At 58.1% G+C, this 23504-nt stretch carries 21 protein-coding genes; 17 read left to right on the plus strand and 4 right to left on the minus strand.

What is annotated here, in order from left to right:
• Nucleotides 1-123: 123 nt before the first annotated feature.
• A complete protein-coding gene (locus P9L99_19135; protein MDP8225483.1) occupies nt 124-1428 on the plus strand; it encodes a hypothetical protein in 1305 nt (434 codons plus the stop codon).
• A gap of 1 nt (nt 1429) precedes the next feature.
• Here P9L99_19135 and P9L99_19140 read toward each other — a convergent pair whose 3' ends face one another.
• Nucleotides 1430-2485: a carotenoid biosynthesis protein gene (locus tag P9L99_19140; GenBank protein MDP8225484.1), complete on the minus strand. Its 1056-nt coding sequence runs from the start codon at nt 2483-2485 to the stop codon at nt 1430-1432.
• Nucleotides 2486-2674: 189 nt separating this feature from the next.
• Between P9L99_19140 and P9L99_19145 the strand changes: the two genes are divergently transcribed.
• Nucleotides 2675-4486, plus strand: a complete 1812-nt coding sequence (locus tag P9L99_19145) for an NAD-binding protein (GenBank protein MDP8225485.1) — start codon at nt 2675-2677, stop codon at nt 4484-4486.
• Between the two features lie 23 nt (nt 4487-4509).
• Here the strand turns inward: P9L99_19145 and P9L99_19150 are convergent, their stop codons facing one another.
• The 3 genes from P9L99_19150 to P9L99_19160 are packed head-to-tail and all read right to left on the minus strand — an operon-like array spanning nt 4510 to nt 7237.
• Complete coding sequence (locus P9L99_19150; GenBank protein MDP8225486.1) at nt 4510-5847, minus strand: toll/interleukin-1 receptor domain-containing protein; 1338 nt, start codon at nt 5845-5847, stop codon at nt 4510-4512.
• A gap of 53 nt (nt 5848-5900) precedes the next feature.
• Nucleotides 5901-7022 carry a poly-gamma-glutamate system protein gene (gene pgsW / locus P9L99_19155; GenBank protein MDP8225487.1) on the minus strand — a complete coding sequence of 374 codons (1122 nt, stop codon included), beginning with the start codon at nt 7020-7022 and terminating at the stop codon, nt 5901-5903.
• Entirely contained in the window at nt 7019-7237 is a 219-nt protein-coding gene (locus P9L99_19160; protein MDP8225488.1) for a hypothetical protein, read from the minus strand. The genes pgsW and P9L99_19160 overlap by 4 nt, the downstream gene beginning before the upstream one ends.
• A 433-nt stretch (nt 7238-7670) precedes the next feature.
• On the opposite strand from P9L99_19160, the gene P9L99_19165 reads away from it, so the two are divergent.
• The 15 genes from P9L99_19165 to P9L99_19235 all read left to right on the plus strand — a co-directional run bounded on the left by P9L99_19165 (nt 7671) and on the right by P9L99_19235 (nt 23458).
• Complete coding sequence (locus tag P9L99_19165) at nt 7671-9701, plus strand: GAF domain-containing sensor histidine kinase (GenBank protein ID MDP8225489.1); 2031 nt, start codon at nt 7671-7673, stop codon at nt 9699-9701.
• Nucleotides 9702-9704: 3 nt separating this feature from the next.
• A complete protein-coding gene (locus P9L99_19170; GenBank protein ID MDP8225490.1) occupies nt 9705-10811 on the plus strand; it encodes a response regulator in 1107 nt (368 codons plus the stop codon).
• Between the two features lie 88 nt (nt 10812-10899).
• The gene (pyrR, locus tag P9L99_19175; protein ID MDP8225491.1) at nt 10900-11469 is read left to right on the plus strand and encodes a bifunctional pyr operon transcriptional regulator/uracil phosphoribosyltransferase PyrR; all 570 of its coding nucleotides are present in this window, start codon (nt 10900-10902) and stop codon (nt 11467-11469) included.
• On the plus strand, nt 11466-12389 hold the full coding sequence (locus tag P9L99_19180; GenBank protein ID MDP8225492.1) for an aspartate carbamoyltransferase catalytic subunit: 924 nt from the start codon (nt 11466-11468) through the stop codon (nt 12387-12389). The genes pyrR and P9L99_19180 overlap by 4 nt, the downstream gene beginning before the upstream one ends.
• Complete coding sequence (locus tag P9L99_19185) at nt 12386-13657, plus strand: dihydroorotase (protein MDP8225493.1); 1272 nt, start codon at nt 12386-12388, stop codon at nt 13655-13657. The genes P9L99_19180 and P9L99_19185 overlap by 4 nt, the downstream gene beginning before the upstream one ends.
• A 2-nt stretch (nt 13658-13659) precedes the next feature.
• Complete coding sequence (locus P9L99_19190) at nt 13660-14283, plus strand: hypothetical protein (protein MDP8225494.1); 624 nt, start codon at nt 13660-13662, stop codon at nt 14281-14283.
• A gap of 13 nt (nt 14284-14296) precedes the next feature.
• Nucleotides 14297-15178 carry a hypothetical protein gene (locus P9L99_19195; protein ID MDP8225495.1) on the plus strand — a complete coding sequence of 294 codons (882 nt, stop codon included), beginning with the start codon at nt 14297-14299 and terminating at the stop codon, nt 15176-15178.
• Nucleotides 15171-15812, plus strand: coding sequence for a hypothetical protein (locus tag P9L99_19200; GenBank protein ID MDP8225496.1), 642 nt, complete (start codon nt 15171-15173; stop codon nt 15810-15812). The genes P9L99_19195 and P9L99_19200 overlap by 8 nt, the downstream gene beginning before the upstream one ends.
• Nucleotides 15813-15824: 12 nt before the next feature.
• Nucleotides 15825-17921, plus strand: a complete 2097-nt coding sequence (recG, locus tag P9L99_19205) for an ATP-dependent DNA helicase RecG (GenBank protein MDP8225497.1) — start codon at nt 15825-15827, stop codon at nt 17919-17921.
• Nucleotides 17918-18808 (plus strand): lipoyl synthase, encoded by an 891-nt coding sequence (lipA, locus tag P9L99_19210; GenBank protein MDP8225498.1) that lies wholly within the window; start codon nt 17918-17920, stop codon nt 18806-18808. Before recG ends, lipA begins: the two co-directional genes overlap by 4 nt.
• A gap of 29 nt (nt 18809-18837) precedes the next feature.
• Nucleotides 18838-19050 carry a hypothetical protein gene (locus P9L99_19215; GenBank protein ID MDP8225499.1) on the plus strand — a complete coding sequence of 71 codons (213 nt, stop codon included), beginning with the start codon at nt 18838-18840 and terminating at the stop codon, nt 19048-19050.
• Nucleotides 19051-19986, plus strand: coding sequence for an LD-carboxypeptidase (locus P9L99_19220; GenBank protein ID MDP8225500.1), 936 nt, complete (start codon nt 19051-19053; stop codon nt 19984-19986).
• The gene (locus tag P9L99_19225) at nt 19983-21059 is read left to right on the plus strand and encodes a serine hydrolase domain-containing protein (protein MDP8225501.1); all 1077 of its coding nucleotides are present in this window, start codon (nt 19983-19985) and stop codon (nt 21057-21059) included. The genes P9L99_19220 and P9L99_19225 overlap by 4 nt, the downstream gene beginning before the upstream one ends.
• On the plus strand, nt 21052-22497 hold the full coding sequence (locus P9L99_19230) for a Mur ligase family protein (protein MDP8225502.1): 1446 nt from the start codon (nt 21052-21054) through the stop codon (nt 22495-22497). Before P9L99_19225 ends, P9L99_19230 begins: the two co-directional genes overlap by 8 nt.
• On the plus strand, nt 22487-23458 hold the full coding sequence (locus tag P9L99_19235; protein ID MDP8225503.1) for a hypothetical protein: 972 nt from the start codon (nt 22487-22489) through the stop codon (nt 23456-23458). The genes P9L99_19230 and P9L99_19235 overlap by 11 nt, the downstream gene beginning before the upstream one ends.
• The last annotated feature ends 46 nt before the right edge of the window (nt 23459-23504 follow it).

Genomic DNA, 23504 nt, shown 5'->3' on the forward strand with positions numbered 1-23504 from the left:
CGGTCTCGACGCTCGGGCCGGAAAGATACCGCCGAGCAGCGACGCTCGTCAATGCGGCGTGTTCATTTACGATTCGATTCACCTTTGCTATCGTACCGCGAATTGTTCAACGGGAGATGACTCGTGCGTAACCGCATCACGTTCCTGATCGTCCTAGCTGTTTTATTGGTCGCCGTCTCCGTTTCGGCCGGCCCTAACGCGGGTAAAAGCCTAACCCGTACCCAGGATCCGCTGATCCTCGAGGGCGCGCCACTGGCCGGGCTGACCGGATGGCCGATCGCGGCCACGCGGGCGTTTGCGATGAAAAACGGCACGGTATCGGCCATTCCGTTTCAAATCGACGAAAAGCGTCCCGACGGGCAATATGCGCTGCCGAGCGGGCCGCAAATAAGCGCCGACGACGGCATGATCGACGCCAACGACGAACTCGTTTTTATGGCGATGGACGCCGGCGATCGAATCGGACGCGACCAATTGCCGGCCGGATTCACGGCCGCTGTGGAATTGGAAATCACCGATCCGATTGACGGAGGAAAGGGCTGGGTTTATCTGGCGAGCTACGCGCAGAATCCCCCGCCGCTTTCCGCGATCGACTATGTGACCTACAACAACGCGAACGTCGTGATCGACACCCTTTGGTTCCGCATGGCTTTTCACCCAAAGGCGCGGCTTTCTATCGGCGACCTGATCCGCAAGCCGGCCGGCGGTGGCGGGAACCGCGACCTGGTTGATCGGTTGAAAATCCGTTTCACGGGCTCCGTATTCGGCGTTGACTTGGACCGCAACGAGGAAAATTTCCTGAGCGAAACCCTGGGCTGGATCGACGGCCCGGTTCGCATCGTGCGACGCACAGTCAACCGCGTGACATTGTGGAAATTGAAGTCACCCAAGGCGTTCACCGACAACGTGTATTACATCAACGCGTTTGAATTCCCGACGATCATCGAGCTGCCCTTCCGCTCGGATTTGATCGTGAAGAATCCGAAGTTTCGCATCAGCACCGACGGGATGTGCAACGTCAGCGGCCGTAGGTTCTACAACAGCAACAATCCAAACGGCGTATCCATCGATGGTGTGATGGACGCCGCGGAGAAGAGCCTCGATACGGGGCCGTATACTTGGTCGCTGGTAACCGATCCCGGCGGGCAGGGTGGGTGGATGAACCGCCTTCTGTACGACACGCGGGCCACACCGGTCAGACCGAATCTGTACTATAACGACAATGCCGGCGTCGCCGATGGCCCGGAGGACGAACTCGGTGAGTGCGGCGATATCGGCTACACGCTGGATAACCTCGGCCAATTGAAGAAAGACAAAATGTACTTGAAGTCGATTCTTTACAGCGTGCCTGGGACCGACGCGAAAACGATCTCCGAGTTTCTCAACATCATCGACAAACCGTTGCGCGTGAACGTACGAGCCCTCTGAATCAGTAAGGCCACAGGCTCGCCATCGTATTCCAAAGAATCTGCACCGTCGGGTAACACCCCGTGCTTTGCGGCACGATGGTTTCCCACACGATCATGATTCCAAGCCAGGTCAAACCCGCGAAAATCGCGATGGACGGTACGTACAGGAGGAGCCGCGCGTTCTTCTGCCAGATCGTCATGTCCTCGCGGTCGAAGATGCGGTAGTACACGAAGGAAAAAGCGAAAAATGCGCCGAACCAGGCAGCGTAGTTGCAGAAGGGCACGCCGTACCAGAAGGACGGCAGCAGTTCGTTCCACCGCCACCACATGTCGGGGAAGCTGGCCAGCGGGTCCAACTGGACATCGGCGGAGATCGCCAGCACCGTCGTCGCCAAGGCGGTTAGCGCCGCCGATTTTTTCAACCGCGGCGAAGATTGACGGAAGAAATCCACGACCCAAACGCAGCAGGAAATGACGATGCACCAGCCGAGCATGGTGGCCATCGGTGCCGGTAGACGCAGCAGATAGAAATCATAGCCGGGCTCGAAAAAGAACTGCAAGTAAATGCCGGTGTTCTCCAGCGCGAGGCCGTAGAGAAAAGCGACGCCGAAGAAGGTTACCAAGCGCGCGAAGCCCCGGTAATAGAATATCCAGGCGACGAAAATCGCGGCCCACGCCAAATTCGAATACTCGAAAATTACGTGGAAGACTCGCGCCGACAGCTCAAAGCGCAGACCGGGGAACACAGCGTAAAGCGCCCAGTTGACGAAGGGGATGACAAAGGCGATGAAGATCACCAGGCGGTGGATCAGCTTCTTGTCGAAATCGAGGCGCGAATCCCGCAAGCGAACGCGATAGAACGCATAAAACCAAATGGAAATCGGCAGGATCAGCAGGGCAAACCAAGAGCGCTCCACGCCAACTTGCTGGAACCAGGCTTGCGGAACATTGGCCATGAAGATGTTGTGAACGCTGGCGGCTTGAATCAAGAAGAACCACGCCGGAAGATTGGTTAGAATCTCCTGCTTGACGTTTCTCCACGAGAATAAATCCTTGGTCATTTCGCGTTGATTCACAGCAACTCCTTGTGTGAACGACAAAGAATTCGCCTAATGTATCGGCGTGATTGTTGACCGTCAAGCGTCAGCACCAACGCCCGTTCTTCATTTTATGGTCCGTATATTTCGTCGCGGGCATGACTGCCGAACCAACGGTTTTATGTTATCATAACGCCATCGCAATACCTCACCTTGGCGGGAGCATTCATGGGTTTGGAACAATATAGACCGGTTCGCGCTTGGCGATTCCGCGTTTTTCGTTTTCTCGCGAGTTTTCAATGGCCGTTTATCGGCACGCTGTTTGTCGGCACCGTCGTGGCGGGAATTGTCGGCTTCAGCGAAATCGGCGCGAAGCTCTCGGGGCCGGAAATCATTTACCGGACTCTGCAGCTTTTTGTATTGGAATTCGAGGCCGGCCAAGGGTCCCTTCCACTCTGTCTGGAGATCGCGCGCTTCGCGGCGCCGTTTGTCTCGGCATTGACGGTTGTCAAAGCGATAACCATCGTGCTTTCGAGGCAGGTTTCGCTGTTGCGCGCCCGGTTTTTTGCCAAGCATATGGTGGTCATCGGTCTGGGCGAGTTGGGAACGGCGCTCGTCCGCGAACTGCTGAAGGAGGGGCTGCAGGTCGTCGCAATCGAAGCGGATGAGACCAAGCCTGGTCTGGCGGCGACTCGGGAGTATGGCGCCGTTATCGTTTACGGTGACGCACGCGACCCCGAAATCCTCAAGCGAGCCAACATTCGCCGCGCCAACGCCGTTGTCATTGTTGCCGGCAACAATCAGCAGAACGCGGGGATTGCCCTCGAAATCCGTGAAAATTACGCGTCCAAGTTGACGCGAGAACTGGTTTGTTTCGTACATATCGACGATCCAAATCTTTCCCACCTGTTGAAGATGAGAGAAATAGAACTCGGGCGTCCCGACCGTTTGCGCTTCGAGTTCTTCGATGTATACAGCGTCGCAGCCCAGGAACTTCTCGACACTCATCCGCCCGTTCCAGGAGTTAGCCTGCAAACAGGGGTGGGTGGTCACGTTGTTCTGCTTGGTTTGGGTAAGTTCGGTCAGACGCTTTTCGAACATCTCGAGCGATACTGGTGGAACCAGCAGAAGAGGCTGGAACGTTTGCGGCCGGCCAAATGGCCGCGTTTGCGAATCACGGTCGTTGCCGTACGAGCGACGGCGTTTTTGGAACGTTTGAAGAAACGACAAGTGAACCTCGAAAGCATCATCGACTTCCAACCGATCGACGTGGATCCACACAGCCAAATAAATGATACGCTTTCAATCCTTGACCGGGCTGACTCGCTTCAAGACGCGTCGGCCGTGTATTCGTGTATCGAGAACATAGACGAGAACCTCGCGATATCGTTGGAGTTGGCCCACCGGATTTCGAATCAGCAAGGTCCGGTCGTAATGTGCATGCGCTTTGGCACCGGGCTCACGGAGATCGCGAAGGGTGGCGACGCGGACGAGCGCCTAAGTAATCTCTATTCCTTCGGCATTTACGAGGGCGCGTGTCATCCGCGCTTGCTTTTGGATAATGGCGTAAATGAGTTTTTAGCGCGAGCCATTCACGAGAACTGGGTCGAGGAAAAGTTGGAAGAGACAAGCGGGGGCGTCGGCCATCCCGCCCTGGTCAATTGGGATTTCTTGTCCGAAGAGTTTAAGAATTCCAACCGTCATCAAGCGACTCATATCGGCGAGAAACTTCGGATTATCCAATGCGATATTGCTCCACGCATCGATTGGAAAAAGCCGTTGTTCGAATTCACGCCTTCGGAAACGGAAAAATTATCCCGCATGGAACACGAACGCTGGGAAAATGAGAAACGGCAGGCCGGATGGAAGCCGGGGGCGCGCGACTTGGAGAAGAAAACCACACCGTATTTGGTTGACTACGATGACTTGCCCGAAAGGATGAAGCAATACGACCGCAATGCCGTATTAGCCATCCCCAATCTTATGGCGCGGTTGGGTTACGATGTCGTCCGACAAAAGAGGCTGCAAAACGAGGAATGAATGCACGTCGGCGGGAAAGGAAACTAGTTTCGCTGGTTCCACTTCTCGTACTTCTTGACGTCATAAACACGAACCGCGAGTACGCGACGGTCCGTGAAGCTTCCCGGATTATTGGGTGTGGTCACACGCCCATCTCTCCCGAACGAAAAAGATAGTGGTTCTGCCGTCGAATCCACGATCTCGAATTCGGATGTCCATGCGCAGCAACCGCCCATGCGAAAGGCCGGATCGACGCGGTAACCGCCGAAACGCAAGGATCGTGGTCCACAGTGTAAGCCAACGCAAGATGTCCGACGTTTCTTTTCGAAGAGCGAACCAGCTTCCGCTACCGTTGGCAATCGCCAATCGCTATTTTCACAAAAGTCCAGTTGTGTTACGACGGATTTGGCGGTGGATTGAGTGATGACCTCTAACTCCCGCTTTCTCAGCAAGCCGTCGGTAACTTGAGAGTTATATGCGGCCTCATCCTCCAATTGTCCTTTGTCTTGAAGCTTCTCGACGGCCTCTGTGTATTTGATAAGAGGCATGTAGAGCTTGTCTCCCCCTAGATCAGGCGTCCATTCCATGCCGGTTTCCTGGTCCAATATCGAGCCGCAATCCGTGACGGCGTAGTGCTTGTTTATCTCAATGTGAACGCCGGCACCCGCCATGGAAATTTCCGGGCCAAAGACCACCGCCGCAGCCAAAAACAACAGGACGAGCAAAATCCCCGCAATGATGCACAAAGCGCCCGCCTTCGTTCCATGGCATCCGAGCCAGCGTTTACTGCGAACCGTCCACGGCAGCGGCGGGGGCGGTGGGAGCGGCTCGAAACCGGCCAATTTGGCGATTCGCTGAAGAGACTCACTGAGAATCCGTTCCGCTTCAGTTACGAGGGCGTTCCACTGTTCCCACGGAATTGTCTTTTCAATCCAATGCATGCTTTCTGAAACCATGTCATAGAAACCGCGCGATTCAAGAAATTGGTTCAGTTTCGTAACTTCGTCGTCAAGGTAATCGATGTTGGCCCCGGCGAAAAATACTCGCCATTCCAGCCCGACTTTTTCGGGTGGGGACAGGGAAAACGGAATGACAGGCTTGTTGTGCTGGCGCGCCATTTCGTTTTCCTGAGGTACCCATTCGCTTCTTTCCGCGTTCTCGGAATACACCGATATGACGCCCAGGCAACGATCACTAATGATCGCCTCTTCAATTTGTTTTGCAAATCGTCCGCGGTTGATGTCAAAGTCCCGCGGAGTGACCCAGCACTTTGCCCCTGCGCGTTCCAACGTGCGAATCACAGCATACGCGGCGACCTTGTCGAGAACAGTGTGGCTTACAAACCAATACTTCTGTTCGACTTCCGGTTTGTCTCCGTTCATAACCTTGCCCCCCGCGCGACATTTTTTCCACTATTGGCCGCAATGTGTCGGACCTATCGACGAATTAACCGTTTTTCGCCGTTATTTTTTATAAACGTGTTGTTGTGTCGAAGAAGTAAAATTGAGGAGAACATTGTAACAAATAAATACACAATAGCAAGAGTCGTGTAATATCCGCGTTTCCAGAACAAGGACCCTTCGCCGACTGCCGGCATCTCAGTGGGGGCCACGGGCAGGGCGAATTTCTCAGCCAAGAAATCAACGTAAACCAAGTGAATAATCGGTACGCCACGCGTTGCGAAGTACGACACAACCGAGTCTATCCGCTCCGCGCGATTCGGAGCATGTTGGTTTACTCCGACCTTGAAGGTTCGCTTGCCAAGTAATGTTCCCACAACCGCGGCTCCGCCGCCGACATTCACGAACGCGGCGAGGGATCCGGGGGCGCTCTGTGACTCGTAAAGCTCGACGCGTTTACGCGACCCGTCGTGACGATCGGCTGAGTCGAGAAACGGGACGCCGTTGCGTTCGATCGCCTCGCGCAATAAGCGGCGTCCTTCCGGCGACATGCCGAAGCCGACGTCCTCGATACCGCCAAGCGATGCAGCAATGGACCGATGCGAGATGATTCCCTGCTCGACTAAAACCCGCTCCATATCCAACCACATGAAATCCGGGACATTCGCCCCCCAATTCGAGGCCGAGGCTGAGGATGTGATCACGGGCCGGGCGCCGAGTGTCTCACAGGCAATGACGACCGCGATGTTCAAAGCGGGGTAAGAACCCGAAAAGGCGACGCCAACCGTGTCACCGCTTGTTACACCAGCTTCCACGAGAAAATCGAAAAACAATGCCGCAAAATTCGGATTAATGGACGTGTGTTTAGACTCGAGCAGGCCGGTATTGCTGGTCACCTGCGTTAAATAGTCGCCGACCAAGCCGGACCGCGCGGGGTCTAATTCCGGATCGATTTCGTAGCCGCGATTACAACGCGCCGTTTTGATAACATCGAATGCTTGACGCGCCAGGCGCGCCGCGGCGATTTTCTCGGCAAAGTGCGGACGCTGCTCGATTTTCAGGCCGCACTCCAAGGTCACCAATATTACAGAACATAACAACACGAACAGAACTGAACGCCTCTCCCGTTTCACGATGGCGACGATGTTCGGCTTCATCCAAGCAGATCCTTTCCGAAGCACAAAACAAGAGTGAGGCGGGCAAGCGTGGTCAATCCGGTCAGCGAAACGATTTCGTCCCAAATGCCGACGTCATCGCATGCAATGATGAATAGCGCGGGAAAAACAGCTCGCCAGGCGGCGTCGGTATCGCCGAGAGCGTCGACGCCGATTTGCCCGGCAACAAAACGGCAGAAAAAGGCAAAAACCAACACGCCGATTGAGTATCCGTAACTCTTACTCCCTTTTTGGGGGAGCAAACGCCGAAACAGCAAACCGACCGCCACAACGCCCGCGAAAAAAAGCAGTTCTGGCGGATTTCGAAGAAACACGGCAAGAAACGCGGCGGCAGTCACAGTCGCCCAGTGGACAGGGCGCAACCGACTTGCGGCCCAGCCTCCCAGTCCAGTGGTGACGAGGGCAACCAGATGCACGCTTGATATTGACATGTGTATTGAGAACCCGTGTTTCTTGAACGGTGAGACGTGACGGTATAAGACAAAAACGTACACGTCAAGTTGTCGAGGCCCAGCTCGCCGGCTGGTCGAGCAACCCTTTGGCCGGCCTAGGTCGCCTCTGGACGTACGCCGAGTTTGAGTTATGCTATGTCGCCGCCTGTTAGAAGGCCCATTTCGGGAGGAATTCTCGGTGAAGCCGGAAATTGCCGCAACACTATTCTCGCCGGTCATCACTTTGCTCAAAGAAAGTGACATTCCGTTCGATCGGTGGAGCGCGCGAGATTCGGGGGCCAAACCGATTCCGTTGGAAAAGCGCCAATGGATCGACGAGAACACGTTTCGGCAATTGCTCGACGCCTTATTGGTCGCGGGCCATATTCGCAAACTGGATGCTGCGGCGCGCGTGATCATCGACGATGAATCGATCGGCATGGGGGATTTGCTCTGGCCCTTTGTGGACGATCCTTACGAAATTCTGTCGGTCATGGTGGGTCAAATCAGTCAACTGGCCCGCACCTGGCGCTTGACGATTCAACGCGTCGACGACCACGAGTGCGTCGTCCATGTTTACACGACCAACAAGCGACCCGGGCCGCCCAGTTTGGGGCCCTGGCTGGAAGCTCTTTGGGGGCAAGCCAAGCGCGTACCCTTCGAATATGAGGTGCTGTACGACGAGGCGCGCCAAGATCTCGTCGAGCAGGGTCCGCCGACCAAAGCCCCGGAAGACCAATTACCTTGCTGCAGTTATCGATTCCTGTGGAAAAAATCCCGCAAGCCCTTCTTCAAGAGAGGGCCGGACAAGGCGGTTTTAGCCCGCCGGAGTATTGAGAAGGCGCGCACGATCGTCTCCCACCAGAAGCGCAACCTTGGCGACATGCAATTGCGCTTTCAGCAACAGGTTGATTTGCTGCACGGCATCGTTTCACTTTCCGAAGCGACCAAGGACGTCAAATCGTACCGCGATCTCATTCACCTTACGGCCGACCGCATTTGTTCCGATTTCGGCTTCGACCGCAGCATGATCTACCTGGCGCGGGACGGGCAGTTAGGCATCGTCTCGGTGATCGACCCGCACGATCGTCCCTGGGCGCAAACCGTGTTCGCGGCCTGCCAAGCCAACCCGATTCCCTTGGATGGACACAGCGAGGAAGGCAAGGCTTTTGCGACCGGTAATCCGGTTATCGTGGACAATCCGTGGAACAATATATTCGTGCCGCAATCGCAGCAGGAAGCGTGGAAATCCAAGGGCTACGTGATCGTACCCATTCGCGGGGCAGGGCGGATCATCGGCTTGATGCTGGGCGATCATTATTACAAGCGTCAACCGATCGATCCCGAGGACGTCGAGAAATTGCAGGCCATTTCGCACATCAGCGGTATGGCGATCGAGAAACTGCGGCTGATCGACCGACTCGAGGCGAAGGTGAGCGAACGTACGGCCGAGTTGGAGCGAGCCAACAAGAAACTCATGTCCTTGTATTCCCGCGCCCGGGAATCCGATCGTTTGAAATCCGACTTCCTGGCCAATATGAGTCACGAATTACGCACGCCGCTAAATTCGATTATCGGTTTCTCGAAGCTGATTTTGCGCGGCATCGACGGTCCGCTGAGTGATAAGCAGGAGACGGACATTTCGGCGATCTTGAATTCGGGCACCCATCTGCTCGGTTTGATCAACGATATTCTGGACCTGTCGAAAATCGAGTCCGGCCGCATGGAACTGAACATGGAGAGATTCCTAGTCGCGGACCTGATCGAAAGCGTCATCACGACGGGCGAGGGGCTCATCAAGGAAAAGCCGATCGTCATGAAAACCAACCTCGACCCGGCGATCAAATTCATTTACGGTGATCACATGCGCCTGCGGCAAGTGCTTATCAACTTGGTTAGCAATGCCGTGAAATTTACGGAAAAAGGGCAAGTCAGTGTTACGACACGAGCCGGCGGCGACGAAATCTATGTAGCTGTCACCGATACCGGGGTCGGCATTCCGGCCGACAAAGTCGATCAAGCTTTTGAGCGTTTCCGGCAGCTTGATTCGGGGACCAGCCGGATCCGTGGCGGCAGCGGCCTGGGCTTGACGATCTGCAAACGTTTCGTGGAAATGCATGGTGGCCGGATATGGGTGACCAGCACTGAAGGCGTCGGTTCCACGTTTCACATCGCCTTGCCGAAGAAAAGCGAAATGATGACCCAAAACAACGAGAACAACGGCGACTGACAGATGGCAAAAAAAATCCTGTACATTGAAGACAACGTCGAAAACAAATTGCTGGTTCGCCGACTGCTGCAGGCAAGCGGGTACGAGGTTTTCGAGGCTGATGACGGTCTGGAAGGCATCGAGATGGCAGCGCAGGTCAAACCCGACCTGATCATCATGGATATCAACCTCCCCGGCATGGACGGCTACGAAGCCACCACGAAAATCAAGGGCCACGACAACCTTCGCCACGTACCGATCGTCGCCCTGACTGCCTACGCCATGAAGGGCGACCGCGAAAAAAGCCTCGCCGCCGGTTGCGACGGTTACCTGCAGAAGCCCATCGACCCCGATACTTTCGTGGCGACCATCGAGGAGTTTTTGTTCGGAAAACGCGAGACGATCGAGCCGGACGAACAGCTTCACTACCTGAAAAAGTACAGCCAGCAACTTGTCTCCCGCTTGGAGGAGAAAATTCGCGAGCTGATTCGGAAAAACGAAGAATTGCTCTCGAAAGCCCGCGAGACTGAGGACAGTTATATTGGCATTATCTCCTCCTTGACCCGCGCGATCGAGCAAAAGCACCCCGAAACCGCAGGCCATTCGGAACGCGTCACCAGCTACGCGATGGCCATTGGCGAGACCTTGGGACTTTCGCGCGTCGATCTGAAAATCCTTCGGCGCGCCGCCACGTTGCACGATGTCGGCAAAATCGTCATCGAACTTTCGGCCATCGACAAGCCGGGAGACTTGGCGGAAGAGGAGTGGACCCTCATGCGCCGTCATCCGGAAGTCGGCGCGAAGATTCTGGAACCACTGCCGTTTTTGCGGCGGGAAATCGAGATCATCCGGAACCACCACGAACGGCCCGATGGCGGCGGCTATCCGCGCGGTTTGCTGGATCGTGACCTGGATCTATTGACCGGCGTTTTGACCGTCGCCGATGCTTTCGACGCCATGACGAGCAATCGCGCCTATAAAAACGCTATGAGTATCGAAGAATCGATCTCAACAATGCTGGCCGGCCGCGGGGAGCAATTTATGCGCGAGGTCGTCGATACTTTCGTGCAATTGCTGCGCAGCGGCGAATTGGATGAGGTATTACAACGCAACGGAAGGGATTCCCACTAGCGTTTGTTGACACCCCATCTGGAGCGCGGTACCATTTGGCGCGATTAAAAAACCGCTCCAACATCACATTCAGTGCAGGAAGACTCCTATGTCACTGGTTCACCGCCGACAACTGATGGACGCAAAGCGAATTGATCTGGCGCTCAAACGAATCGCCGCTCAAATCGTCGAGCATTGCCCCGATCTGGACAAGCTCGCTTTGATCGGCATTCGCAGCGGCGGCATCCATCCCGCGAATCGTATTCGCGAGTTTCTGAAACGCTCGGAAGAAAGGGATATTCCGGTCGGTTTGGTCGACATCACGCTCTACCGCGACGACCTGGCGGACGGAAAAGCCCCACACTTCGGCCCCACGGACCTCGAGTTCGACATCGAGGACGCCTACGTCGTACTGATCGATGACGTCCTGTTCACCGGCCGTACGTTGCGGGCCGCGATGAACGTCTTGATGGAATACGGGCGGCCGGCGTTGATTAGGGCCGCAGTCTTGATCGACCGCCGCGAGCATCGCGAACTGCCGATTCAGCCCGATTATTGGGGGCAGATCGTCGACACCGCCCGCGAGGAAAAAATCAACGTGAAGGTCGGCCCGAAAAAGAACCGCGACGATGGCGTGGAAGTTGTCTTGCTCGTCGATCCGGAGGAGGGACCGGCATGAAGCTCAACCGCAAAGACATTCTGGGCTTGAAGGATCTTACGGTTGACGAAATCAAGTTGATCCTCGACACGGCCGATGCCTTCCGCGACATCGCGACGCGCAAGCGCAAAAAGGTCCCGACGTTGCAGGGGCGAACGGTCGTTAACCTCTTCTATGAAAAGTCGACCCGTACGCGTACGAGCTTCGAAATCGCGGCGAAAAGGCTGTCGGCCGATGTCGTGAACTTCGCCGCGTCGGAAAGCTCGGTGGGAAAGGGCGAAACGTTCCTCGACACCGTCTTGAACATCGAGGCCATGCATCCGGAAATCATCGTCGTGCGCCACGGTAGTGCCGGTGCCCCGCACATGTTGGCGAACATGGTGGAGTCCAGCGTGGTCAACGCGGGCGACGGTGCGCACGAGCACCCCAGCCAGGCGTTGCTGGATATGCTCATGATTCGCGACGAAAAGGGCGGCTTCAACGGCTTGAAGGTGGCGATTATCGGCGACATCACGCACAGCCGCGTGGCCCGTTCGAACATCTACGGTCTGGTGCGCATGGGCGCTGAAGTGCGCGTTTCGGGACCCGCCACGATGATTCCGGTGGGTATCGAGAAGCTCGGCGTGAAAGTGGCGCCCACCATCGAAGACGCCGTCAAGGGCGTTGATGTGATCATGATGCTGCGCATTCAACTCGAGCGCCAAAGTCGGCAATTGTTCTCGAGTATGCGCGAGTACGGGCGTTTCTTCGGACTCAATCCCAAACGATTGGAATTGGCGAACAAAGACGCAATCGTCATGCACCCCGGTCCCATGAATCGTGGCGTGGAAATCGACTCCGAAACCGCTGATTCTTCGCGCAGCCGCATTCTCTCCCAGGTGACCAACGGCGTTGCCGTGCGAATGGCGCTGCTCTACCTGGTATCCGGAGGTGGCAGTTGAAAACGATCGTTACCGGCGGACGAGTCATCGACCCGTCGCAGGGTCTCGACAGTCTCTTTGACGTCGTCATCGAAAAAGGCAAGGTTGCCGACATCGTGGCACCCGGCAAAGGGGGAAGGGCGAAGAAAACCATCGACGCTTCCGGTTGTGTCGTAGCGCCGGGCTTTGTCGACCTCCACGTGCATCTGCGCGAACCGGGTTTCGAAGGTAAAGAGACAATTCTAACCGGTTCCCGCGCCGCGGTGGCCGGTGGTTTTACGACGATCTGCTGCATGGCCAACACCGAACCAGTTAACGATTGCAGCACGGTAACCGGATACATTCTGGCCAAGGCCGCCCACGCGGTGTGCAAAGTGTATCCGGTCGGCGCGATCACCATCGACCTGCAAGGCGAACAGATCGCCGATCTCGGCGGTTTGTGCGAGGCGGGTGTCGTCGCGCTGAGTAACGACGGCGTTCCCGTGCAAAACAGCGAGATAATGCGGCGCGTCTTCGAACTATCACGGCAACTGGGAATGGTCGTATTGGACCACGCCGAGGACGCCGACTTGGTCGGCAACGGCTTGATGAACGAAAGCTTCACCAGTTCGGAGCTAGGCTTGGCCGGCAATCCTTCCGTCGCTGAGGAAATCGCCATTGCCCGCAGCATGTTGCTGGCGCGGTATACCGGCTGCCACGTACACATTTGCCACCTATCGACCCGCGGCGGTTTCGAACTGATCAAGTGGGGCAAACGGAAGAAAATACCAATAACCTGCGAAGTGGCTCCGCACCACTTCACGCTGATCGATGAAGACGTGGGCAACTACAACACAAACTGCAAGATGGCGCCGCCGCTTCGCTCGCGCGAAGACCGGGCCGCGTTGATCAAGGGCCTGGCCGACGGCACGGTGGACGCCATCGCGACCGATCACGCACCCCACGGCATTCTTCTGAAGCAAATCGAGTTCGACAAAGCCGCGAACGGAATCATCGGCCTGGAGACCGCCTTGGGCCTCACGCTGCGGCTTGTGCAAAGCAAGAAGCTGACTTTGAATCGCGCGATCGGGTTGCTCACCAACGGCCCCGCCGACGTGTTGGGACTCGAAGCGGGGTCTCTCGCGCTCGGACGGGCCGCCGATATCTGTGTCTTTGATCCGTCGTCGACATTCGTTTACAGCACCGACCGGATTCAATCGAAATCGAAAAACAGCCCCTTTATCGACTGGGAATTACCCGGTGTCATTCGCTACACGCTGGTTGACGGCAAAGTGGCCTATACAGGTTAAGTATGACCATCGACGTATACATCGACGAGTTGCAGCGCTTTGCCGACGCCCACTATCACGCGGAATTAGTGGCCTCGCGCATCGATTATTTCGCCGTGCTGGGGCAGATCAACGAAGACGACGACTTCTTTGAAGCCCACCTGGAACGCTTTCTCGATTGGTTCCTCTTTGAACACCGCCTGGAAGATGTGGGAGAGACGGCGCTGCAAACCTTCGTCACAAACCGCGGCCCCGAATTGCCCGAGGAACGCCGCGTGGTGTACGAAGAGTTTTTGAAACACGTTCACAGCCTATTCCGCTTAAAGAAGGTCATGAAAAAGGGCTTGCAGTTGATCGATCTGTTGACCAAGGCGAAATATTTTGTGGAGAGCGATGTTCCACACGCTTTCACCAAAGGGCAATTGTTCGAGGCGCGCCTGCTGCCGCTCAGTGAGCAATGGCACTTCAGCAAGGGCTACATTTTTCATCCGCTAAGCGCAACGAAAGCGATCCTCAAGCGTGCAAAAAAAATCGATGTTGCCGACGAGGAGGGTTGCCGCTCGTTTATCCGTGAACTGGCCATTCGGCGGCTGCGCTCCGATCGTTACAAGCACGTCGACGCCGCGCGTTTTTACGAATTTGAATAGCCGGCGATCTCGTATGAATCCATTACATGGTATTCGCGAACTCTACCGACGTATGTCGCCGTGCGTGTTGTGTCCTCACCGTTGCGGCGCCCGGCGACTCGAAGGGGAGCGCGGTCGTTGCGGCGCAGGAGCGGAGATCGAGTTGGCCTCCGCAACTATCCATAACGGGGAAGAGCCGCCGATCAGTGGTACGCTGGGTTCAGGGACGTTGTTTTTCACGCATTGTCCACTAAGTTGTCTCTATTGCCAGAATTGGCCGATCAGCCAGCAAGGCGTCGGGCGAAAAATGTCCGCCGACGGATTGGCCGAGCGGATGTTGCAGTTGCAGCGCCGCGGCGTGCACAACATCAACCTAGTCAATCCCACGCATTATTGGCCGCAAATTGCCGCCGCAGTATATTTGGCACGCGCCCGCGGTTTGCGCGTTCCCGTATTGGCCAACATCCACGGCTTCGAAAACACCGAAACGCTGAGGTTGCTGGCCGACGTCGTACAGATATGGTTACCCGACGTAAAGACTCTCAGTTCCAGGTTCGCCGGGGAAATATGCGGCACGCCGCGACTGGCCGTCGCCTCCTGGCAGACTCTGGAGTTTTTGGCTACACTAAGCGGACCGTTGCAGGTCGATGAAAACGGGTTGGCCCTACGGGGCGTTCTTGTGCGGCATTTGGTACTGCCTGGCGGACGTTCCGACACGCCGCGCTTTTTGCGTCGGTTGCGACGTCGCTTTCGCGGGCGAATCCCCGTGAGCCTGATGACACAATATTTTCCGGCTCACCGCGCTCACGACAATCCGGTGTTTCAGCGACCCTTATCGCGCCCCGTGCGACGACGAGCGCACCGCTTGGCTCGCGCATTGCACCTTAGTCGCGGCTGGAGGCAAATGAATGGATGACGTTAAACAAATGATTTCCGGCTTGCGCGCCCAAATGACCCGCGCGCTCGAATCTCACGCACAGGACAAGAGCCTGTCTGAAATTGGCGCGGCCGTGCGCGAACAAGTTGTACGCGTGCTCAAGCGGGACGACCTGCGGATTTCCACCGAGGTCCTGCTGGTGAGCCTACGCAACGCGTTCACGCGATACGAGACTTTTGAACCAAGCTACCAGCGCCAGGCGGTCGAAGACGCTATACAGATCATCGAGGAACTCGAAACGCTTGTCGTGGCCGACAAGGTTCTCAATCCGGACCGTATTGAACTTCCGGACCCGCCGCCCTCGATGAAGCACATCGTTCCCGAAGTGAACCGCATTGAGAACGAACGCCGTCGGCAACGCGAGCGCTTGAAGCGTGAGGAGTCCGGTTCACTCAATTCACGGCGAGGCGACCGCGGCGCAAAAGGGGAGGCCGAAAGCGGGCGGGAAACTCTCAGCTTTAGCGACGGTCGGCCTGCGAGTTCCAAACGGCGCGGCAAACGCGGTCGGCGTCCGGACGTCAAACCGGCAGAGGGCGCGAAGCCCGTCGAGAAGACGGACGGGAAAAGCGACGGCGCGAAACGTCGCTCCAGGCGACCGCGACGCCGCAAGTAATCACTGCGGGACATGGGCGAAACACTTACGCCATACCACAGCCGCTATCTGCGGCCGATCACCGATCTACCCGGTGTCGGCCCGAAAACCGCGGAACATCTGCTGCGCAAGAACGTGCTGACGGTCGCCGACCTGCTGTATTGCCTACCGCTGCGCTATGACGACCGGCGCCGCCCCACAGCGATCGCCGATCTGGAAGCCGATGATTGCGCCACCGTCTGCGGCACGCTGCAGCACATTCATCGCTTCGGCGGCCGAGGACGTCAACGTCGCACGGTAGCCGAACTCAGCGACGCGACCGGCACCGTCTCGGTCACCTGGTTCGGATTTGCCGGTCACCGTTTTGAAGATGGCGACGAGGTGCTGCTGAGCGGTCCTGTCGGTGAATACAGCGACACGCTGCAACTCCAAAATCCCGATGGCGAGACAGTGGAAAAAAGCCGCAAGTCGTCGCAGCTTGTTCCCATCTACAGTGAAACCGAAGGGGTTCGACAACGCACCTGGCGCAAGCTCATCGCCGCTGCGCTGGAGGAAGGCGCCGCGGATTGGATCGGCGCGGTACCAGCGGACCTGCGGGGCGAATACGACCTGCTGACGCTGGGAGAAGCCTTGCGCTTGATTCACGCCCCGCCGAATGACACCGCGGAAATCCCCATCGACGCGGGCGCTCGCGCTCTTCGTTCGCTCGTTTTTGAGGACGTTTTTGCGTTCCAGCTTGCGCTCGCCCTTCGCCGCCGCGAGCGAGGCGGCACCGCGGGAATCGCTTTTCAAGCGACGGTCGAGACGGTCACCGAACTGCTGGTGGGCCTACCGTTTTCGCTTACCAAAGGGCAAGAGCACGTGTGGCAGAACGTGCTCGACGATTTACGTGCCGCGCACCCCATGCATCGTCTCGTGCACGGGGACGTTGCATCGGGGAAAACAGCCCTCGCCATGCTGGCTGCGGGAGTGGCGGCGCGCAACGGTTATCAAACGGCCGTCTTGGTGCCCACCGAGATTCTAGCTGAGCAGCACGCCGCGCGTTTCGCGGGGCTTCTTGAACCGCTCGGAGTACGCACGGCCTTGGCGACCGGCTCGGTAACCGGGGCCGGACGGCGGCGCTTGGCGGATCGCATTGCCCTTGGTGTCGAGGATGTTGTGGTCGGCACTCACGCACTGCTTAGCGGCGACCTGCAATTCAACCAACTCGGACTGGTTGTCATCGACGAGCAACATAAATTCGGCGTCAACCAACGGGCTTCCCTGATTTCCAAAGGGAGCAATCCCGACGTGTTGGTGCTCACGGCGACACCCATCCCGCGCTCCTTGGCGCTGACTCTCTACGGCGATCTCGATGTTTCGTTGCTGCGCGACAAGCCCGGAGGGGAAGGGCGGGTGGAAACGCGGCTCACCCATCGCCGCGAGCGTCAAAAAGTATACGAGCGCGTGGCGGCGTGGTTGCGCGAGGGACGGCAGGCTTACATCATCTGCCCCCGTCTGGATGCAAACGAGACCGGCCGCGCCGACGTCGCCTCTCTGTACGATGAACTCGCTGGTGGTGCGCTGGCCGGTTTCCGTCTGGCTGTATTGCACGGCCGTATGCAAACCGACGCGCGCAAGCAGGTCGTGGAAGCGTTCGCGGCGGGTCGTCTGGACGCCGTGGTCGCCACCTCGGTGATCGAAGTCGGCATCGATGTACCAAACGCGGCGGTGTTGGTGATCGAGGACGCCGAGTTGTTCGGGCTTAGCCAATTGCATCAGATGCGCGGGCGTATCGGCCGCGACGGTCGGCCGGGATGGTGCTTCTTGATACACGCCGACGGTCTATCGGAGGCGGCTCAGGAACGCCTCGCTTATCTTGAGCGTTGTCGCGACGGTTTCTCCATCGCGGAAACGGACATGCGTCTGCGTGGTCCAGGGGAACTGCTTGGCGATCGACAAAGCGGTCTGCCACCCTTACGCTTTGCGAAGGAGGCCCTGACCAATGTCGACCTGCTGGTGTCGACCCGCGACGCGGCTGAGAGTACGTTGACCCAGGACGCTCATTTAGCGACCCCACGGAACCGCTGGACGAAAATGGTGGTCATGGAACGGTGGGGCGCGTTGCTCGGCGAAGGGAGATACGGATGAGCGGGCGTTTACCGCCATGGCTGCGCAGGCCGATACGAAACCATGAGAAAGTGCAGGCGTTGCACAACCGCCTGCGTAGTCGGCATCTGCATACCGTATGTGAGGAGGCCCGGTGCCCGAACATCGGCGAGTGTTTCGTCCGTGGGACGGCCACTTTCCTGCTTATGGGGCCGAACTGCACCCGCAATTGCGGTTTCTGCAATATCGAACCCGGCCCGCCCGCCCCCTTGAACCCGGAAGAGCCTGGCTTGGTCGCGCTTTCCGCCGCCGAAATGGGCCTTAAACATGTGGTTATTACCAGCGTGACCCGTGACGACCTTCCTGATGGCGGCGCGGACCATTTTGTAGTAACCGCCAAGGCTGTTCGGGAGCGACTGCCTGAGGCCGCCATCGAACTGCTCACGCCGGATTTCCAGGGTTCCGTGGACGCTTTGAAGCGGCTGGCGGAGGCTCCGTTTGACGTGTTCAATCACAACGTGGAAACCGCCCCCCGTCTGTATGCGGAGGCGCGGGCGGCGGCGGACTACCAGCAGAGTCTTCTCGTGTTAAAAACCTTTGGCGAATTACGTCCCGACGTGTTATTGAAAAGCGGCGTCATGTTGGGATTGGGCGAACGCGACGAGGAAGTCGAACAGGTGCTCGACGATCTTCGGCAACACGGCGTTCGAGCGATAACGATTGGGCAGTATTTGCAGCCGCGCCGGGATTGCTTACCCGTGCGGCGCTATGTAACGCCGGAAAACTTTGCACTTTGGCACCAAAAGGCACTAGAACGGGGATTCTCACACGTTGCGGCTGGGCCGTTCGTACGATCGAGCTACCTGGCCGACCGGCTATTCAACGAAGGCACGCCACTTGCGCCCGGGGATAGCGATGTATCAGAATAACCGTGCGAACCCCCCAAGGAGAACAGCGAATGGGCTTTTTCGATTTGGATCAAGTAATCGAGGCGTTCAAAGCGGGGAAGATTGATTCCTACCTGGCTGATTTCGACCTGAACGACTTGGCTTTGATCCGCCATGAATTGGACGGATACGCCGAAAAGCATAATCGGCTGGCGGATCTGAAAGCGCTTATCCTGACCATCGACAACATGATAAACGAACGCCGCGAGGCTTTGTCCGATTGAGTGAATTCCGTACCTCCAAATAAAGGCCCCGTCCTGCGGCCGCCGCACCTGCAACCCGGCGACCGCGTCGCTGTCGTAGCTCCCGCCGGTCCTTATGATAACGCCATGCTCGCTCGCGGCATCGCCATATGGACGGCCCGCGGATTCGACGTCCACGTTCCCGAGCGATTGGACCAACGCGAAGAGTACCTCGCCGGGTCGGATTGGTGGCGCGCCGAAGTGCTGCACACAGCGTTGCGCGACCCAAGCATCAAAGCCCTGCTTTGCGCCCGCGGCGGCTACGGTTCGCTGCGGCTTTTCGATCGACTGGAAATCGATCTCTTCCGGGAGTTCCCGAAGCCGCTTGTCGGCTTTTCCGACATCACGGCGCTGCAACTGGAATGTTGGCGGAAAACTCAGCTTGTTACGTTCAGCGGTCCCATGATCGCCGGTTCGCAGCTTGGCCGGTTGAGTGAAGAAGAAACCGACATTTACTTTCGCACGCTGACCGATCCCGCGCCGCCGCCGGAGATGGGCGGACCCGACGTCCACACCGTGCTTTCCGGTTCGGCGGAAGGAATCCTGCTGGGCGGCAACCTGACGCTGCTGACCCACATGGCCGCCGCCGGTCGCCTGCCGAATCTGCGTGGCGCGATTCTCTTTTTTGAAGACATCCACGAAGCGCCGTACCGAGTTGACCGCATGCTAACGACACTTCGCTTGGGCGGGCATTTGGATGGCGTCGCCGGCTTCGCAGTGGGCGATCTCGGCGATAACATGGATGACGTACTTCTCGACACCATTCTCATGGATCGTGTGGGCGATCTCGGCGTACCGATCGCCGTCGGTTTTCCGATCGGCCACGGGTCGAGAAACCGCATCATCCCGCTCGGTGTTCCGGTGCGTCTCACCACCGCGCCACCGGGACTGCAGTTCCTCGCCGGCGGCGTTTCGTGAACGAACCGGCTGCCATTCTCGAACGTGCCGTCGAGCAAAAAGATATCCCCGGCGCCGTCCTGCGAGTCGAGCGGGCAGGGCGCTTGGTTCATGAATCAGCCCACGGTGTGACCCGCTACGACACGCCCCATCCGGTTCGGCTCGATACGTGGTTCGACCTAGCCAGTCTCACGAAAATTCTCGCGACGACGCCTGTGGCCATGCGCTTGTTCGACCGTGGCGATCTGGACCTTGATGCACCGCTGCACGACTTCCTGCCGGACGTCGCGGAAGATTTCGGCCGGCAACCGTTTTACCGTTTCTTGCACCACACCAGCGGCGCCAGGCCGTCTGGATCCTATCATCGCCTTATGCCGCCGGAGTTGGTCGCCACGGCCGGTGGAAAAACGTGGACCAAGTCCCAACTAGCCGAAGAACGCCCTGCCTACGAGCCGGGCACGCGGCAAGTCTACAGCGACATCGGTTTCGCGCTGGCCGGATGGGCTTTGGAGCGGTTGTCCGGCGCGTCGCTTGACGACCTTTTTCAGCGGGAGGTTGCCGGCCCGCTGCGAATTACCGACCTACTGTTTCTGCAGGTCACGCCGCGGTCGGTTGATTCGATTGCCGCGACCCAGGACTGTCCGTGGCGGGGCAGGGTTGTATGCGGCGTCGTTCACGATTACGACACCTACGCCGCCGGTGGAGCGTTGGGGCAAGCGGGCCTTTTCGGCACGGCGGCGGCCGTTGCGCGGGTGGTCGAGGAATTCCGTCTAGCGCTGCAAGGGGAAAGTGACTGGCTGTCCAACTCGGCCATGACCGCGTTTCTAAACAATGCGGATCATCTGCCCGGCGTGGATTATCGACTTGGTTTCGATACCGTGTCTGCCGTCGGTTCGACGGCCGGCGACCATTTCAGTCGCGACACTTTCGGACATCTCGGTTTCACCGGTGTCAGCGCTTGGTGTGACCCCAAGGCCGAACTGACAGTTGTGCTTCTGACCAACCGCCTGCATCCTTCCATCGAGAACTTGGCGATCCGAACCCTGCGTCCCGCGGTTCACAATGCGGTGTGGAAGGAATTGTTCGATGGCTGACTGCAAACTCGACACGGAAGCCATCCGCCACATTCATTTGATCGCCGTTTGCGGCGCCGGCATGGGCAGCCTTGCCGGTATGCTCAAAGCGCTCGGCTATCACGTCACCGGCAGCGACGTCGGCGCGTATCCGCCGATGAGCGAACAACTCGAAGCGCTGGGGATAAAGATTCTTGAAGGGTACGACCCGAGTCACCTGGAGCCGCGTCCGGACTTGGTGGTCATCGGCAATGCGATCAGCAAAGGAAACGCGGAGGGGGATGCCGCGATCGCCGCGGGCATCGATTACATTTCGATGACCGACGCGCTGCGTCTCTTTTTCTTTCGCCGAAAAACACTGGCGGCCTTGTGCGGCACGCACGGCAAGACAACCTCCACCGCGGCCCTGGCGTGGATACTGGAACACGGCGGCTTTGACCCGACTTACCTCGTCGGTGGTGTCATGGAGAATACCGACGCCAGCTACCGCGTCGGGCAGAGCTCTTTAGCCGTCGTCGAGGGCGACGAATACGACACGGCTTGGTTCGACAAAGTCCCCAAGTTTGTGCGCTACCGACCGGACCTCGCGGTGTTGGAGAATATCGAATTCGACCACGCGGATATCTACGATGATCTCGACGCTGTCCGCGATGCATTTCGCCAATTGGTCACCGCGCTTCCCGCCGGCGGCGTTCTCGCCGCAGGAATCGATTGCCCCAACGTACGCGACCTGGTGAAGGAAGCCTCTTGCGAAGTCGTTTCCTTCGGTTTCGCACCCGACGCCCGTGTCGGCGGCGAAATACTCGCCGTGTCCCCCGCGGGCATGCGTTTTGTCTTGCGCGTCGACGGAGAAGAGCGCGGCCCCTTCGAATCCGTTCTCTCCGGCAAACACAACCTGCTCAACCTTATGGGCGTTTACATTTTGGCGCGGCGGCTTGGCGTCTCGGACGCCGGTTTCGCTGACGGCTTGGCGACCTTTCGCGGCATCAAGCGGCGACAGCAGGTGATCGGCGAAGCGGCGGGGGTGCTCGTCATCGATGACTTCGCGCACCACCCAACAGCCGTTCGTGTCACGCTGGAAAGCCTGCGCGCCGCGCGACCCGGGCGCAGGCTGGTTACCGTTTTCGAGCCGCGCACCAACACGTCGCGTCGCGCCTTTTTCCAGGAAGAATATGCGAAGGCTTTCGCCGCCGCCGACTTGGCAGTCATCGTTGAAGTGCAGGCCCTGCAAAAGGGGCTGCCCGAGGACGTGTTGGACGTGGCGCGCCTCGTGAGGGAACTCGAGGAGTTAGGCACCAACGCGGTCTATGCCGCCGATTACGACGACGCCCTCCGCATTGTGCTCGAACGTGCGCACGCGGGCGATCAGATTGCGTTTCTATCCAACGGTGGTTTCGGAAAACTGCCACGGCGCGCGGCAGCCGCCTTGTCTGAGAAGGAAATGAACCGTGCCGAATGACCTGGTCGTCGTCGAACAAAACGCCAACGCGCTAGTGGCGGTCGCTTCGCTCGACGGCATAGCCGGGGCGGCGATTTGGGCGCACCAACTTTCGCCGCTCAAGGCTTTTCTCTTCGCAGCCGAGGGCGCGGTTGGTCACACACTATCAGCGCCGGCGTTGGGTCCGGATGCCGGCATCAAGGCGCTCCATTTCATCGGTCTGCCACTCATGGCCGAGGACATGGAGGCCCTGCGGAAGCTTATCGATCGGCCGGATTTTACCGAGGTTCGTTGGCTGGACCATCATTACCTCCACGCCGATCACGTATCGCTAATGCAGCGTCACGGCGTGCGAATCATCAACGACACGCGCGTCGGTTCGAGCACGCGTCTTCTCCTGGACTCGCTATCCGAGCCTCCTGAGTGGGGCGGGCACGTATATCGCGCGCTCGAAGCGGGTATCGAAGCCGCGGGCGATCCTTGGCGGCAATGGCTGCTCGTGTTTCTGGCGGTGCGCGAAAGTCCCTTCGATATCAGACATGCGATTGCGCCACTGATTGATGAACGTTTCGAGGCTTTCGACCCCGCACTCGTTGAGGCTGGAGAAGAAATATGGCGTCGCATTCGCGCCATGGCGGAGAGCCCCATGCATGAAGTGGAAGCCGGCGGGCTGCGGCTTGTGGTCAGTGGACTTCCTCCTTCGGAACTGAGTACCTACCGCTTGATGATCGAAGCGATTGCCCGGCATCGCGACGCCGACCTGGTGATTGCCGCCTTCGACCGCCAGGCGCGCCTGGTCGTCGCGGCCCCGCGTGTGACGTCAGCGAAGATCGACTTGCTGGAGATCGGAGAGCGTATTGTCTCCGCCGGCTTGAACGTTTTCCACTATGACGCAGGCACGCTATTCATCGACACGGCCGATCTTTCGGTGCCCAAGGCGGTCGACCGAATCATTGCCGTGGTCACGACAGGCGAAGCATAAAAAAAGCGCCGGTCGAAACCGGCGCCGGAATTGCCTGAATTTTTTT

The sequence above is a fragment of the Candidatus Lernaella stagnicola genome (assembly GCA_030765525.1).
Lineage (GTDB): Bacteria > Lernaellota > Lernaellaia > Lernaellales > Lernaellaceae > Lernaella > Lernaella stagnicola.

Coding starts and splice junctions, on each gene's coding strand:
- P9L99_19180 (MDP8225492.1), top strand. CDS start 11,466: ATGAAGCTCAACCGCAAAGACATTCTGGGCTTGAAGGATCTTACGGTT.
- P9L99_19190 (MDP8225494.1), top strand. CDS start 13,660: ATGACCATCGACGTATACATCGACGAGTTGCAGCGCTTTGCCGACGCC.
- lipA (MDP8225498.1), top strand. CDS start 17,918: ATGAGCGGGCGTTTACCGCCATGGCTGCGCAGGCCGATACGAAACCAT.
- P9L99_19170 (MDP8225490.1), top strand. CDS start 9,705: ATGGCAAAAAAAATCCTGTACATTGAAGACAACGTCGAAAACAAATTG.
- P9L99_19200 (MDP8225496.1), top strand. CDS start 15,171: ATGGATGACGTTAAACAAATGATTTCCGGCTTGCGCGCCCAAATGACC.
- P9L99_19195 (MDP8225495.1), top strand. CDS start 14,297: ATGAATCCATTACATGGTATTCGCGAACTCTACCGACGTATGTCGCCG.
- recG (MDP8225497.1), top strand. CDS start 15,825: ATGGGCGAAACACTTACGCCATACCACAGCCGCTATCTGCGGCCGATC.
- P9L99_19230 (MDP8225502.1), top strand. CDS start 21,052: ATGGCTGACTGCAAACTCGACACGGAAGCCATCCGCCACATTCATTTG.
- pyrR (MDP8225491.1), top strand. CDS start 10,900: ATGTCACTGGTTCACCGCCGACAACTGATGGACGCAAAGCGAATTGAT.
- P9L99_19150 (MDP8225486.1), bottom strand. CDS start 5,847: ATGAACGGAGACAAACCGGAAGTCGAACAGAAGTATTGGTTTGTAAGC.
- pgsW (MDP8225487.1), bottom strand. CDS start 7,022: ATGAAGCCGAACATCGTCGCCATCGTGAAACGGGAGAGGCGTTCAGTT.
- P9L99_19215 (MDP8225499.1), top strand. CDS start 18,838: ATGGGCTTTTTCGATTTGGATCAAGTAATCGAGGCGTTCAAAGCGGGG.
- P9L99_19145 (MDP8225485.1), top strand. CDS start 2,675: ATGGGTTTGGAACAATATAGACCGGTTCGCGCTTGGCGATTCCGCGTT.